Source organism: Pseudomonas caspiana, from assembly GCF_002158995.1.
GTDB lineage: Bacteria > Pseudomonadota > Gammaproteobacteria > Pseudomonadales > Pseudomonadaceae > Aquipseudomonas > Aquipseudomonas caspiana.
In genome coordinates, this window is sequence record NZ_LOHF01000003.1 from 234,648 (window position 1) to 249,553 (window position 14,906).

The 14,906-nt window shown below is 59.0% G+C and carries 13 protein-coding genes; 5 read left to right on the forward strand and 8 right to left on the reverse strand.

Annotation, left to right across the window (positions count from 1 at the left end; all coding sequences use genetic code 11):
- Positions 1 to 108: 108 nt before the first annotated feature.
- The 6 genes from fmdA to urtA form a co-directional block, all read right to left on the reverse strand.
- Complete coding sequence (fmdA, locus tag AUC60_RS05885; RefSeq protein ID WP_087265153.1) at positions 109 to 1,338, reverse strand: formamidase; 1,230 nt, start codon at positions 1,336 to 1,338, stop codon at positions 109 to 111.
- A 124-nt stretch (positions 1,339 to 1,462) separates the two neighbouring features.
- Positions 1,463 to 2,152: an urea ABC transporter ATP-binding subunit UrtE gene (gene urtE, locus AUC60_RS05890; protein WP_087265154.1), complete on the reverse strand. Its 690-nt coding sequence runs from the start codon at positions 2,150 to 2,152 to the stop codon at positions 1,463 to 1,465.
- Positions 2,153 to 2,165: 13 nt separating this feature from the next.
- The gene (urtD, locus tag AUC60_RS05895; RefSeq protein ID WP_087265155.1) at positions 2,166 to 2,927 is read right to left on the reverse strand and encodes an urea ABC transporter ATP-binding protein UrtD; all 762 of its coding nucleotides are present in this window, start codon (positions 2,925 to 2,927) and stop codon (positions 2,166 to 2,168) included.
- Complete coding sequence (gene urtC / locus AUC60_RS05900; RefSeq protein WP_087265156.1) at positions 2,924 to 4,096, reverse strand: urea ABC transporter permease subunit UrtC; 1,173 nt, start codon at positions 4,094 to 4,096, stop codon at positions 2,924 to 2,926. The genes urtD and urtC overlap by 4 nt, the downstream gene beginning before the upstream one ends.
- A 10-nt stretch (positions 4,097 to 4,106) precedes the next feature.
- On the reverse strand, positions 4,107 to 5,024 hold the full coding sequence (gene urtB, locus AUC60_RS05905) for an urea ABC transporter permease subunit UrtB (protein ID WP_167384317.1): 918 nt from the start codon (positions 5,022 to 5,024) through the stop codon (positions 4,107 to 4,109).
- A gap of 150 nt (positions 5,025 to 5,174) precedes the next feature.
- Entirely contained in the window at positions 5,175 to 6,419 is a 1,245-nt protein-coding gene (gene urtA / locus AUC60_RS05910; RefSeq protein WP_087265157.1) for an urea ABC transporter substrate-binding protein, read from the reverse strand.
- 379 nt (positions 6,420 to 6,798) lie between these two features.
- On the opposite strand from urtA, the gene AUC60_RS05915 reads away from it, so the two are divergent.
- From AUC60_RS05915 to AUC60_RS05925, 3 genes are read left to right on the forward strand one after another with little or no spacing between them, the layout of a single operon-like run.
- Complete coding sequence (locus tag AUC60_RS05915) at positions 6,799 to 10,200, forward strand: ATP-binding protein (protein ID WP_087265158.1); 3,402 nt, start codon at positions 6,799 to 6,801, stop codon at positions 10,198 to 10,200.
- Positions 10,175 to 10,852 (forward strand): response regulator, encoded by a 678-nt coding sequence (locus AUC60_RS05920; RefSeq protein WP_087265159.1) that lies wholly within the window; start codon positions 10,175 to 10,177, stop codon positions 10,850 to 10,852. The genes AUC60_RS05915 and AUC60_RS05920 overlap by 26 nt, the downstream gene beginning before the upstream one ends.
- A gap of 4 nt (positions 10,853 to 10,856) precedes the next feature.
- On the forward strand, positions 10,857 to 11,081 hold the full coding sequence (locus AUC60_RS05925) for a hypothetical protein (RefSeq protein ID WP_144443232.1): 225 nt from the start codon (positions 10,857 to 10,859) through the stop codon (positions 11,079 to 11,081).
- 133 nt (positions 11,082 to 11,214) lie between these two features.
- On the opposite strand, the gene AUC60_RS05930 is transcribed toward AUC60_RS05925, so the two are convergent.
- Positions 11,215 to 12,297: an MBL fold metallo-hydrolase gene (locus tag AUC60_RS05930; protein ID WP_087265288.1), complete on the reverse strand. Its 1,083-nt coding sequence runs from the start codon at positions 12,295 to 12,297 to the stop codon at positions 11,215 to 11,217.
- 186 nt (positions 12,298 to 12,483) lie between these two features.
- Here AUC60_RS05930 and AUC60_RS05935 point away from each other — a divergent pair, with 186 nt between their 5' ends.
- The gene (locus AUC60_RS05935) at positions 12,484 to 13,107 is read left to right on the forward strand and encodes a TetR/AcrR family transcriptional regulator (protein WP_087265160.1); all 624 of its coding nucleotides are present in this window, start codon (positions 12,484 to 12,486) and stop codon (positions 13,105 to 13,107) included.
- Here the strand turns inward: AUC60_RS05935 and AUC60_RS05940 are convergent.
- Entirely contained in the window at positions 13,104 to 13,781 is a 678-nt protein-coding gene (locus AUC60_RS05940; RefSeq protein ID WP_087265161.1) for a DJ-1/PfpI family protein, read from the reverse strand. The genes AUC60_RS05935 and AUC60_RS05940 overlap by 4 nt on opposite strands.
- A gap of 108 nt (positions 13,782 to 13,889) precedes the next feature.
- Between AUC60_RS05940 and AUC60_RS05945 the strand changes: the two genes are divergently transcribed.
- The gene (locus AUC60_RS05945; RefSeq protein ID WP_087265162.1) at positions 13,890 to 14,873 is read left to right on the forward strand and encodes a GlxA family transcriptional regulator; all 984 of its coding nucleotides are present in this window, start codon (positions 13,890 to 13,892) and stop codon (positions 14,871 to 14,873) included.
- Positions 14,874 to 14,906: the final 33 nt, after the last annotated feature.

Genomic DNA, 14,906 nt, shown 5'->3' on the forward strand with positions numbered 1-14,906 from the left:
ATCCCTGAAAAGTGATCTCCTGTAGGAGCTGCCGAAGGCTGCGAATGGATTTAACTGATCCAACGCTTTCGCAGCCTTCGGCGGCTCCTACAGGAAGGTGGCGACGATTTACAAATCGTAGGCAATCGGCAGATCAACCAACCCATCAATGAATTTGGTCGGCCCGTTGGCGTTCGGGTTGATGTCGAACTGGAAGATCTCGGTCGGCAGCCACAACGTGGCACAGGCGTTGGGGATGTCTACGATGCCGCTGATATGTCCTTGCACTGGCGCCGAGCCAAGCAACGCGTAACCCTGAGCCGGTGAATAGCCGAACTTGGTCATGTAGTTGATGGCGTTCAGACACGCCTGGCGATACGCAATGTTGACGTCCAGGTAATGCTGCTGGCCTGATTCGTCCACCGAGATGCCTTCGAAGATCAGGTACTTGTTGTAAGTGGGCACGATGGGGCTCGGTTTGAACACCGGGTTCTTGATGCCGTATTTCGCCATGCCGCCCTTAATCAGCTCGACGCGCATGTGCACCCAGCCAGCCATTTCGATCGCGCCGCAGAAGGTGATCTCGCCATCGCCCTGGCTGAAGTGCAGATCGCCCACCGACAGACCCGCACCGTCGACGTAGACCGGGAAGAACACTTTCGAGCCACGGGACAAATCCTTGATGTCGCAATTACCACCGTGTTCACGAGGCGGCACGGTACGAGCGCCGGTCGCGGCCGCCATGTCTCGAGCCGGGCCTTTCAGCTTGCCCAGGTGCGCGGTTTTCGCATGGGGTGGATTGGCCAGTGGCGGTACACGGGTCGGATTGGTGTCGATCAGTTCCTGCTCGCGCTTGTTCCACTCGGCGAGCATCTTGTGATCCGGCAGGCAGCCGATCAGGCCCGGGTGAATCAACCCGGCGAATTCCACACCGGGAATGTGCCGGGAGCTGGTCATCATGCCCTTGAAGTCCCAGATGGCTTTCTGTGCCGAAGGAAAATGATCGGTGAGGAAGCCGCCACCGTTGTTGCGTGAAAAGAAACCGTTGAACCCCCACTGGGAGTCCGCTCGCGCACCGATGTCCAGCAGGTCTACGACCAGCAAGTCACCCGGTTCGGCGCCATGCACGCCAATCGGCCCGGACAGGTAATGCACGGTGGCCAGATCCACGTCGCGCACATCGCTGGCGTCGTCATCGTTCTTGATCGCGCCAGCGGTCCAGTCATAGGTTTCGAGGATAAAGTCATCCCCCGGCTTGACCCACGCTGCCATCGGAATGTCCGGATGCCAGCGATTGTGGATGTTCTCGTTTTCGGTGGCTGGCTGGTTGAGGTCGACTTTGATCAGTGTTTCGGTCATGGCGTTTCTCCTTCAGGTAGGTGGCGCCTGCATCGCGGGCAAGCACCGCTCCCACATGGGAATAGGGTGTAAATGTGGGAGCGGTGCTTGCCCGCGATAAGGCCGGACAAAAATTCACAGCGAACTAAACCGACAAATACCGACTGATCGTCGCTTCATCGACATTGGCCCGGGTCTCTTCAATCACGAAGCGGCCTTTCTCGATCACCAGGAATCGGTCAGCGATCTCCAGGGTGAATGACAGCACTTGCTCGGAGACCACAATGGTCAGGTTGCGCAAGGTGCGGATCTCTTTCAGGGTGCGGGCGATGTCCTTGATGATCGACGGCTGGATGCCTTCGGTTGGCTCATCGAGTAATAAAACCTTGGGGTTGGTCGCCAGCGCACGCGCAATCGCCAGTTGCTGTTGCTGACCGCCTGACAAGTTGCCGCCGCGTCGACCGCGCATGTCGTAGAGCACCGGGAACAACGCGTACAAGTCTTCCGGGACGATGCCGCGAGCCGATGCCGGCAAGCCGGTCTGAATGTTTTCCAGCACGCTCATGGCCGGAAAAATCATCCGCCCTTGCGGCACATACGCCATGCCGTGCTCAACCCGCGAATGGGTTTCCATGGCCGAGACATCAACGCCCTCGACCTGCACCTGCCCGCCCCATTGCGGCAGGATGCCCATCAGACTCTTGAACAACGTAGTCTTGCCCATGCCGTTGCGGCCCATGACCGCAATGATTTCCTGCTTTTCGACACTGAGGTCCAGGCCATGAAGGATCTGGCTCTGGCCATAACCGCACGCCAGCTGATTGATCTTGAACATGCCGCGCTCCTGATTAGTGGCCCAGATAAACTTCAATGACTTTCGGGTTGGTCTGCACCGACTCCATGCTGCCCTCGGCCAGCACCTTGCCCTGATGCAGCACCGTGACCTTGTGGGCGATGCTCTTGACGAACTCCATGTCGTGCTCGATAACCAGCACCGAGCGGCCCTCACTGATGCGATTGAGCAGCTCGGCGGTCTGCGAACGCTCGCTGACGCTCATCCCGGCGACCGGCTCGTCGAGCATCAGCAATTGCGGGTCCTGCATGAGCAACATGCCGATCTCCAGCCACTGCTTCTGGCCGTGGGAGAGCAAGCCCGCCTGCTGCTCAAGCAGATCACCGAGGAAGATGTCCGCCGCGACGTCCCTGACCCGCGCAACCACTTCATCGGAGCGCTTGAAAAACAACGCGCCGAACACGGAACGCCCTGCCGGAAAAGACATTTCCAGGTTCTCGAACACGCTCAGGTTGTCGTAGATCGACGGGGTCTGGAATTTGCGTCCGACACCGGCGCGAACGATGTCGTACTCGTGCATTTTGGTTAGCTCCCGGCCCTCGAACTGGATGCTGCCGCCCGTAGCGCGGGTCTTGCCGCAGATCAGATCCAGCACCGTGGTCTTGCCCGCACCGTTGGGACCGATCACCACCCGTACTTCGTTGCGGTCGATGTACAGATTGAGGTCGTCCACCGCCTTGAAGCCGTCGAATGACACCGTCAGCCCTTCGATCGCCAGCACCGGTTTGTTCATTTGAAAGCCAGTCGGGCTGGTCATGGCTGAGTCTCCAGAGGCGTGACGCTGGCTTTGGGCATGGCCTGAACCGGTGTGATATGCGGTTTTTCAAGCACCGGCGCAGGTTTGCCGCGTACTGCGGCGAGCCATTTGCGGCCATGGCTTTCCCACAAACCGGCCAGACCGTTGGGGAAGTACATGACCACCGCGATGAACAGGCCACCCATCAGGTACAGCCAGAGCTCAGGGAAAGATTCGGAGAAGTAGGTCTTGCCGTAATTAACCAGCAGCGAGCCGTACACAGCGCCGAGCAAGGACATGCGTCCACCCACGGCGGCAAAGATCACCATTTCGATGGAGGGCACGATGCCCACGAAGGACGGCGACATGAAGCCCACCTGCAAGGCGAACATCGCCCCGCCAATGGCCGAGAATGCCGCTGCGACGCAGAACACAAAAATCTTGAAACTGGCCACGTCATAGCCGGAAAAACGCACCCGTTCTTCCTTGTCGCGCATCGCCATGAGCAGTCGGCCAAGCTTGGAGGCGAGGATGAATTTGCCAATCAGAATGCAAGCCAGCAGCAGCGCGGCATTGATGAAGTACAGGGCCAGTTTTGCGCCGTCGCTGCGGATGTCCCAACCCAGCAAGGTCTTCAGGTCGGTGATGCCGTTGACGCCGCCGGTCAGGCCTTGCTGGCCGATGATCAGCACAGTAAGAATCAGCGCGATCGCCTGGGTCACGATGGAGAAATACACATCGCCCACCCGGCGTTTGAACATCGCCAGACCGATCACCAGCGCGAGAATCACCGGCACGCCGATCACGGCAACGACCGTGAACGTGAAGCTGTGAAACGGCACCCACAACCACGGCAGTTCGGTGATCTGGTTCCAGTCCATGAAGTCCGGGATGCCGGGGGTGGACTGGATTTTGGTGCTTTCCGGGTCCGACGCCTCCAGCTTGAGAAACATCGCCATGCAGTAACCGCCCAGACCGAAGAACACGCCCTGGCCTAGGCTGAGAATCCCGCCGTAGCCCCAGCACAGCACCAGGCCGACGGCGACGAAGGCGTAGGTCAGGTATTTGCCGACCATGTTCAGCCGGAAGGCGTCCAGCGTCAGCGGGAACACCACCAGAATCAGCGTGGCAAGTATCAGTAGCCCCACGACACCCTGCCGACCACCCATTAATTTATTTAGAGCATTCATCAGGCCGCCTCTACTTGCGTACTTTGCTGGAGAACAACCCTTGCGGGCGCATCAGCAGAATCAGGATCACGGCTGACAGGGTCAGGACCTTGGCCATGGAACCGCTCATGAAGAATTCGGAAATCGACTGGGTTTGAGCGATGGCAAACGCCGAGGCAATGGTGCCAAACAGGCTCTGCGCACCACCGAAAACCACCACCAGAAAGGTGTCGACGATGTACAGCGAACCCGCGGTTGGCCCGGTGGAGCCGATGGTGGTGAACGCGGCACCGGCAACCCCGGCGACGCCGCAGCCGAGCGCAAACGTCATGCGGTCGACCTTGCGGGTATTAATGCCTACAGCGCGGCTCATGATCCGGTTCTGCACCGTGGCGCGAACGTGCAGCCCCCAACGAGTGCGGTACAGCATCAGAAAAATCGTCGCGGTAAGCACAATGGTCAGGCCCATGACGAACAGGCCGTTGCGAGGAATCTCGATGGCATCACTGAGGCTGACCGAGCCCATGAGCCATTCAGGCGGCGTAGCGCTGACTTCCCGGGCGCCGAAGATCGAGCGAAAGGCCTGCTGCATCACCAGCGACAAACCCCAGGTGGCGAGCAAAGTATCCAGCGGGCGATGGTACAAACGGCTGATCATCACCGATTCGACAACCCAGCCGATGGCACCGGCCACCACGAACGACAACGCGATGGCGAAGAAAAAGTAGTAAGGCTGCATGGACGGCGTGTACTGCAACGTCAGGCTGGACATCACGTAAGTGGTGTACGCACCGATGGTGAGAAATTCACCGTGGGCCATGTTGATCACGCCCATCTGGCCAAAAATGATCGCCAGCCCCAGGGCCATCAGCAGCAGTACGCAGAACACGGATAACCCGTTGAACCCCTGCATGGCCGCGATGGCACCAAATTCCGATAGCCATTCCATGATGATGGTCTCCGAGGATTAAAAGCTGTAGGAGCGCGCTTGCCCGCGATCGGCTGCCAAGCAGTCGCAAAAATAGTGAACGCACTACAGCTGGAAGGTCGTTCCGACCTTATCGCGGGCAAGCGCGCTCCTACGGGGTTTCGTCAACTATTACTGATAACCCTTCGGAAACGGATTCGGCTCGATCAGGTCCGACTCGTAGATCACCTTGAACTGGCCATCGCTCTGTACTTCACCGATGCGGGTCTTGCTCCACAGGTGATGGTTTTCGTGAACTTTGACGTAGCCCTCAGGCGCGGTTTTCAGCTCGATGCCGGGCGATGCAGCGACTACTTTGTCGATGTCGAAGCTACCGGCCTTCTCAACCGCTGCTTTCCACAACCATGGACCCAGATAAGCGGCCTGGGTCACGTCGCCCATCACTGAATCCTTGCCGTATTTGGCTTTGAAGGCATCGACGAAGGCTTTGTTGTTGGGGTTATCCAGGCTCTGGAAGTACTTCATGGAGGCGTAGAAGCCCTTCATATTTTCGCCGCCGATGCCCAGCAATTCGTCTTCTGTCACCGACAGGGTCAGCAGGTTCTGTTTGTCAGCCGTCACACCCGCAGCTTTCATCTGTTTGTAGAAGGCAACGTTGGAGCCACCGACCACGGCGGCGAACACCACGTCAGGCTTTTTCAGCTTGACCTTGTTGATCAACGAACCGAATTGAGTGTTGCCCAGCGGGTAGTAGTCCTCGCCGACCACGGTGCCTTCAAGCACGTTTTCAATGTGTTTACGGGCGATCTTCATGGAGGTGCGCGGCCAGATGTAGTCCGAGCCGATCAGGTAGAAGGTCTTGGCGCCTTTGGTCTTGGCGATCCAGTCAAGGCTCGCAAGAATCTGCTGGGTGGCTTCCTGACCGGTATAAATCACGTTTTTCGACTGTTCCAGGCCTTCATAAAAGGTCGGGTAGTACAGCAGGCCGTTTTCCTTCTCGAACACCGGCAACACCGCTTTGCGCGAGGCCGAGGTCCAGCAGCCGAACACCGCGGCAACCTTGTCGCCGACCAGCAGTTTCTTGGCTTTCTCGGCGAAGGTCGGCCAGTCAGACGCGCCGTCTTCCTGCACGACTTTGATCTGCCGACCGAGGATGCCGCCCGAGGCGTTGATCTGCTCGATGGCCAGACGCTCGGCCTGGATCGAACCGGTCTCGGAAATCGCCATGGTGCCGGTAGCCGAGTGCAACTGGCCGACGGTCACTTCGGTGGCGGTCACGGCGAGCCCGGTGGTGTTGGCGTCATCGGCCAGTGCCACTTGCCCGAACACTCCGGCCGCGATCAGCGAAAGCGCAGCAGCGCCCAGCGCCAATCGACGTGGCAAAAACCTTTTAGCGCCTGTCAGTCGTGAATCCATGTTCCCGCTCCTGTGCTTGTGGGTCCGCGGCGATTCCAAAGGGCATCGCAGCGAAGTTGCGGCAAGCATGAGGTCGAAGAACCAAAGCCGGTATACGCACCATGACGTACCGGGCTACGTCATTTGACGTAGGGCCGGATTGCGCAAAAACGAGGATGATTGCGCGCACATGTGTGCCTGGAAACCTTGCGCATATCTCATGTGGGAGCCGGGCTTGCCCGCGACAAGGCAGGACGCGGTTCACTTTGGATCGCATCCAGCTTTATCGCGGGCAAGCCCAGCTCCCACAGGGTCAGCGCCGTGTCAGGAACAACGGAGATTCAACTCACAGGCACGGAAGTTGCTGTCGGCAATTCAATAACCTTTCAGGAAATCGACCGTGCGACCCTCCGGCTCCCAACGCATCGTCAAGGTACGCCGCGATTACAACAGCCTGGTCGCGGACGAGACCATGGAGGATTACGCCTTACGTTTCACCCCGAAATCCTTTCGCAAATGGTCGGAATTTCGCATCGCCAACACCGCCGTCGGGGCGGTTTCGTTTCTGGCGCTGGAGGCCATTGGCGGTGCGCTGGTGATGAGTTATGGATTCACCAACACCTTGTGGGCGATCCTCGCCACGGCGCTGGTGATCTTCCTGACCGGCCTGCCCATCAGCTACTACGCGGCCCGCTACGGCGTGGACATGGATTTGCTGACCCGCGGCGCAGGCTTTGGCTATATCGGCTCGACCATTACTTCGCTGATCTACGCCAGCTTCACCTTCCTGTTCTTTGCCCTTGAAGCGGCGATCATGGCGCTGGCCATCGAGCTGTATTTCCAGATCCCGCTGGCCATGGCTTACGTCATCTGTTCGATCATCGTCATCCCGCTGGTGGCTTACGGCATCACCCTGATCAGCCGTTTGCAGATGTGGTCACAACCGCTGTGGCTGACCTTGTTGCTGGTGCCGTACATCTTCGTCATCTGGAAAAACCCAGAAGCCCTCACCGACCTGACGACCTTTGCCGGGCGCGAAGGCGAAGGCGGCACCTTCAATCTGCTGTTCTTTGGTGCAGCGTTCAGCGTTGCGCTGTCGTTGGTGACGCAAATCGGCGAACAGGTCGACTATTTACGCTTTCTCCCGGAAAAAACCCGCAAGAACCGCAAACGCTGGTGGGCCGCACTGTTGATGGCCGGGCCCGGATGGATAATCCCCGGTGCGCTGAAAATCATGGCTGGCGCCTTTCTGGCCTTCCTCGCCCTGCAACACGAAGTGCCCATCGAGCGCGCCGCAGAACCAACGCAGATGTATCTGGTGGCGTTCCGTTACGTGTTCAGCTCGCCGGAATGGGCCCTGGCGGCCATGGTGCTGTTCGTGATCATTTCCCAGATCAAGATCAACCTGACCAATGCCTACGCCGGTTCTCTGGCCTGGTCGAACTTTTTTGCCCGCGTCACCCACAGTCATCCGGGCCGTGTGGTGTGGCTGGTGTTCAACGTCGCCATCGCCCTGATCCTGATGGAGCTGGGAGTATTCGACGCGATCGAGCAAGTGCTCGGCCTGTACGCCAACGTGGCCATTGCCTGGATCGGCACGCTCGTAGCGGATCTGGTGATCAACAAGCCGCTGGGCTTCTCGCCGAAACACATCGAATTCAAACGCGCGCACCTGTATGACATCAACCCCGTCGGCGTCGGCGCCATGTCGATTGCTTCATTGCTGTCGATCAGTGCCCATTTCGGGGCATTCGGCGAACTGGCTCAGGCCGCCCCGCCGCTGATTTCCCTGACCACTGCGTTGATTGCCGCACCGTTGATCGCCTGGTGGACCCAAGGCAAGTACTACATCGCCCGCACCAGCGACCCGCTGCAACTCTTCCCGCTCGGGCAGCAGACGAGCCTGCGCTGTGGCTTGTGCAGCAATGAATTCGAAACGCCGGACATGGCTTACTGCCCGGCTTACAGCTCGCCCATCTGCTCGTTGTGCTGTTCGCTGGACGCCCGCTGCGCCGACCAGTGCAAAAGCCGCGCGCGGCTGTCGATGCAGTTCGAAGACGTGATCAGCAAAGTGCTGCCGAAACTGCCGCTGCACTATCTGCATACCCGACTGGCGCAATACCTGGGTCTGTTGACGATCCTGCTGCTGACCATTTCCGGTGCTCTTGCGGTGATCTATGGCCAGGTGTCTCACAGCCTGATTGACCAGTCCCCCGCCGTGCATCACACGCTGTTTCTCGCCTTTCTCAAAGCGTTCTTCACCCTCTGCGTGTTCGCCGGAATTCTGGCCTGGTGGGTAGTACTGACCCGGGAAAGCCGTCGTGTGGCGCTGGAAGAATCGGACCGCCAGACTTCATTGCTGATGCAGGAAATCGATGCTCACGATAAGACTGATCAGGCCCTGCAAAAAGCCAAGGAAGCCTCGGAGGCAGCCAATGCGGCCAAGAGCCGCTACGTGACCGGCCTGTCTCATGAGCTGCGCACACCGCTGAACAGCATTCTCGGTTTCACCCAGATTCTGCAACGCGACCCTGCAACACCGGCCCATCAGCAGGATCCGCTGGCGACCATCCTGCGCAGCAGTTCGCACTTGCTGTCGTTGATCGACGGATTACTGGATGTCGCCAAAATCGAGGCAGGCAAACTGCGCCTTGAGCCGTCGGAAATCCTCTTTCAGGAATTCCTGCACGATCTTGAGCAGATGTTTGCCCCGACAGCGCGGGAAAAGGGCCTGACCTTCCGGCTCGATGTGGAGGGGCGCATGCCTGCGGTGGTTCGCGGCGACGAGAAACGCGTGCGGCAAATCCTGATCAATTTGCTGGGCAACGCAGTGAATTTCACCGACAGCGGCGAAGTCTGCCTGCGCGTCAGTTACCGCCGGGAAACGGCGATTTTCGACATCATCGACACCGGAATCGGCATCGCTCCCGAGCAGATCGAGCGGATCTTCCAGCCCTTCGAACGCGGCGGTCTGGTGCGTCAGGACAACGGCGTCGGTTTGGGTTTGACCATCACGCGCATGCTCACCTCGTTGATGGGCGGCGCCTTGTCCGTTACCAGCCAGCCCGACGAAGGCACGCGCTTTCAGGTCCGGCTGTTTCTGTCGGAAGTCCGGGTACCGAAGGCAGTGATCCATGTGGATCACGACGTCATGGGCTATGAGGGCGAACGACGGCTGATTCTGGTGGTGGACGATCATATCGAGCATCGCAAGATCATCAGCGGCATGCTCACACCGCTGGGCTTTGAAGTCGCCCAGGCGGCGAATGGTCAGGAAGCAATTCGTCAGGTGTCGCTGCTGCACCCGGACCTGATTCTCATGGACTTATCGATGCCGGACATGGACGGTTGGGAAACCAGCCGCCTGATCCGCCGCAACGCCCTGTCGCTGGCACCGATCATCATCATTTCAGCGAACGCCAATCCGTTTACCGACGACAAGGAGCGTAGCCTGCCTGAGGTCTGCAACGACTATCTCGCCAAGCCGGTACACATCCAGCAACTGCTGGATCGCATTCAACACCATTTGCAACTGCAATGGTTGCGTCGCCTGCGCTCGGTCTCGGTGGTCAAAGCGCCGTGGACTCTGCCGCCCCGTCAGGATCTGCTGGATCTGTACGAGCTGTGCGGCCTGGGTTATGTGCGTGGCATCCAGGCCAAACTCGATGCCATCGAGCGGGAAAGCATCACCAGCGCCAGCTTCATCGCCGACCTGCGAACCCTTGCCAAGGGCTTTCGTCTGGATGAACTCAGCCTGCAACTGAAGGAGGCCCTCAATGAACGCCCCGATCCAACCCGCTGATAACAGCGTGATCCTGATCGTCGACGACACCCCGGACAATCTCGCGTTGCTCTCCGACGCGCTGGACGAAGCCGGCTACATGGTGCTGGTGGCTCTGGACGGCAGCAGCGCTCTAAACCGCATTCAACGCAGGCGCCCGGACCTGATCCTGCTGGACGCCATGATGCCCGGTCTGGACGGCTTCGAAACCTGTCGCCGGATCAAGGCACAACCGGAAAGCGCTAACATTCCGATCCTGTTTATGACGGCCCTCACCGACAGCGAACACGTGGTCAAAGGCTTCGAAGCCGGGGCCATCGACTACGTGACCAAACCTATCGTCTGCGACGAAGTCCTGGCACGGGTCGCCTCCCATTTACGCACCGCGCGCATCCTGCAAACTGCCCGCAACGCCTCACAATCCGCCAGCCTGGGCTTCGACGACAAGCCCGCCTACGGCAAACTCTCCAGCCGCTTCCAGCTCACTGAACGAGAGATTGAAGTGCTGCGCTGGGTGTCCTGCGGCAAGACCAACAAAGACATCGGCGACATCCTGCAACTCAGCCCGCGCACGGTGAACAAGCACCTGGAACATATCTACATCAAGCTGGGCGTTGAAACCCGGACGGCAGCGACATCGGTGGCGCTGGCGGCGATGACGGATCGGGCTTGAAAGGATGAAAAATAATACGAATCTTGTCGACCTGGCGTTGCCCAATCTCTATCAACAACAAACAAGAGATGCCGTGATGACCGAGCAAGCGAAAGACCAGGAATCGAACCGCGAAGACCTCGACCACAAACCGGAAAATGCCGGAAAGATTGGCGAGAAGAACAAGCAGATGAATGAGAAAGGCGAGCAACCGAGACCGGGCACACCTGCGGATCCCAAGCAGAGCTGAGGGTATTACCGGTGATCTCATGTGGGAGCGGTGCTGGCCCGCGATAATTTGCAAACCCAATCGCGGGCCAGCACCACTCCCACAGGCCCCCGCGCGTAGTCAGTGGCAGCGAGTTCGCCTGCACAGGCAGGCGTCAAGCATTGCGCCGCACGTACTGAAAACGGCGGTTTTCTTCCAGCGGCACTTCCCGCACCCCTTCCATGCCCAGCCACCAGGCATTGCCGCGACACGGGTATTGCACGTAAAACGGCTGTCCCATTTGTGGCGTAGTGATTGAGACATTCCGCTCCCAGGCCAACGCGATGATGCGGTCGAAGGGCTCGTGCCAGGCATGCATGGCCAGGTCAAAGGTGCCGTTATGGATCGGCAGCAGCCAGCGCCCGCGCAGGTCAATGTGCGCTTGCAGGGTTTCTTCTGGTTGCATGTGCACGTCGGGCCAGTCGACGTTGTAGGCACCGGTTTCCATCAAGGTGAGGTCAAACGGACCGTACTGTTCACCAATGGTTTTGAAGCCGTCGAAGTAACCAGTATCGCCGCTGAAGAAGATCCGTTGATGTTCATCGTGCATGACCCAGGACGCCCACAGGCTGCGATTGCGGTCCAGCAGCGTACGGCCGGAGAAGTGTTGCGAGGGCGTAGCCACAAACTGCATGCCATGTACTTCAGTGGACTGCCACCAATCCAGTTGCTGAATCTTGTGCGCGGGTACGCCCCACTCCATCAACGTATCCCCCACACCCAACGGCGTCAGGAAGTGGTCGGTCTTTGCTTCCAGCGCCTTGATCGCCATGTGGTCGAGATGATCGTAGTGGTTATGGGACAGAATCACTGCCTTGATCGGCGGCAGTTCCTCCAGGCTTACAGGCGGCTGATGGAAGCGCTGCGGCCCGGCCCATTGCACCGGCGAAGCACGCTCGGCAAAGACAGGATCAGTCAGCCAGAACACCCCGCGCATTTTCAGCAAAACCGTGGAATGCCCAAGGCGGTAGACCGTGTAGTCAGGCGCAGCCAGAAGCTGTTGACGCGACAATGATTGCACTGGAATTTCCCCCGAGGGACGTGTGACCGATGGTTTCTTGAAGGCCATGTTCCAGAAAATTCCCAGCGTTTTGAAAAAGCCCATACGACTCATAGGTACGGGGTTGCGATAACGCCCCTCGTGCTTCTGCAGGGTTGGTAATGGCTGAGCTGACGAATTTTCTGTGGTCTTTGACATGGTCTGCTGACTCCGGGAGTTTGCCGCGCTGCTCATCATCGCCTCCGCTTTGCAATAGCGGAAAAGGAAGATAATGTGTAACCTAGTTTTACACTACACAGTGTAGTTTTAAGCTTGCATCATCATTGATGACAAGTAAACTGCCGGGTGTACTTTTTATCAAAACACTTGTTTGAAGCGAGACCTATGACTGCTCCCCTGCGACTCACCGACCGAAAACGCGAAGCTATCGTGCTGGCAGCCATTGCCGAGTTCCGCGAGACCGGGTTTGAAGTGACCAGCATGGACCGCATTGCCGCACGGGCGGAGGTTTCCAAACGCACGGTCTACAACCATTTCCCGAGCAAGGAAGAACTGTTCGCGGAAATCCTTCAGCGCCTCTGGTGCCGTATTGGCGAGATTGCGGATTCAATCTATCGGCCCGGCGTGACACTGCGTCATCAGTTGCGCAGTATGTTGCAGGCAAAAATGCAGACCCTTTCTGATCCTAATTGCCTTGATCTGGCCCGGGTTGCGCTGGGTGCAACGATCCACTCACCCGAACGCGCGCAAGCCTGGCTGGCGCGTCTGGATGAGCGCGAAGAAACCTTTGCCGCATGGATCCGCGCTGCCCAGGCCGACGGCCGTCTCAAGCCTGCCGACCCGACCTTCGCCGCCACGCAGATGCATGGTCTGCTCAAGGGCTTCGCGTTCTGGCCTCAGGTGACTTTCAACAAGCCGGTACTGAGTGCCGAAGATCAAACCCGTGTCATCGAGTCGACACTCGACATGTTCCTCGGCTGGTATGAAGTCCCTGTCGTAAAACCCTAAGACTTTGCCACCCGTCGCGCCACGATCTCGCGGCGTTGCGCGATGGACTCCCGGAGTCGCTCGCTGGCCAATGCCAGGACTTCTGCGGGTGCGGTTGAGGGGTGGCCTGCATGGAAAGGCGGCGCAGGGGCGTATTCCAGTTGCAGCTGCACGGTCTGCGCCTGCACCGCTCCGAACATTTCGCTTACCAGCGTCAAGGCGAAATCAATTCCCGCCGTCACACCGCCTCCCGTCATCAGGTTGCCATCGCGGACCACGCGTTCATGCACGGCGATTGCACCGAAACTCTCCAGCAATTCATGCGAGGCCCAATGAGTGGTCGCTCGCTTGCCCTTCAACAACCCGGCCGCGCCAAGCACCAATGCGCCGGTACAGACCGAGGTCAGGTATTTCACGGTCGGCGCCTGCTCGCGGATGAAAGCCAGGGTTTGTTCGTCCTCCAGCAGGGTGTCGATGCCCTGCCCGCCCGGAATACACAACACGTCCAGTGGCGGGCAAGCAGCAAAGGTCTGAGTCGGTTTGAGTTGCAGGCCGGTGCTGGAATACAAAGGTTCGATGTCCTTCCAGATCAAATGCACGGTCACGCCGGGTGTTGAGGCAAACACGTCGTAAGGACCGGTCAGGTCCAGTTGTTGCACTTTGGGAAATACGAGCAAGCCGATGTGCAGGGTCATATGGAGTTCGCTTGAGGTTGAGGTAGACGCAACAACTCTAGCGGTTTAGCCTTTGGCGCATTCGCCATATACCCCTCTTTTTACGCCAACGGTTTGCGGATCACGCTCATGACCGATCAACCCAGATCCGTGCACATTCTTGCGTTTCCAAATGTTCAGGTCCTCGACGTCTGCGGCCCTTTGCAGGTCTTTGCATCGGCTAACGTGCAAGCCCGGCAACAAGGCTTGCCGTTGCCCTACCAGGTGAAGGTCATCGCGGCGCAGGATCAGGCGGTAGAGTCGTCCGCCGGATTGGGCTTGCTGACCTGGCCTTTGCCGCTGGCCAGTGAACCCAGCGACACGTTGATCGTGGCGGGGGGCCGCGGTGTGCAAGTAGCGGCCAGCGATCCTGAGCTGGTGCGCTGGCTGCACGAACGAGCCCGCGCTGCCAGACGCGTGGCCTCGGTGTGCAGTGGCGCGTTTCTGCTGGCCGCGACCGGCTTGCTCGACGGCCGCCGCGTGGTGACCCATTGGCACAGTTGCGAGGCGCTGGCCCGGCAATATCCAGCGTTACGGGTCGATCCCGATCCGATCTTCATCAACGACCATGGTTACTGGACCTCAGCCGGTGTTACAGCAGGCATTGATCTGGCCTTGGCACTGGTCGAAGAGGATCTGGGCCACGCCATCGCACTGGCCGTGGCGCGCGATCTGGTGGTGTTTCTCAAGCGGCCGGGCGGCCAGTCGCAATTCAGCGCAACCCTGTCAATGCAGCAGGCCAGCGCCGCTGACGATAGACGTTTTGCCGATCTGCATGGCTGGATTATCGAGAATCTGACCAGCGATCTTGGTGTTGCTGCACTGGCTGCTCGGGTCGGAATGAGCGAGCGCAGCTTTGTTCGTCACTATCGGGCGCAAACCGGCATCACGCCCGCCAAGGCCATCGAACAATTGCGGGTCGAAGCGGCCCGGCGGTTATTGGCGGACAGCACATTGCCCATCAAACGCGTTGCGGCGCGGTGTGGGTTTGGCAGCGAGGAGACCTTGCGGCGTAGCTTCTTGCGCGGATTGGGGGTGACACCGATGGCTTATCGGGAACGGTTTAGCGGGTGATGAATTTCAGATTCCAGCCTGGAATGCGGTCCT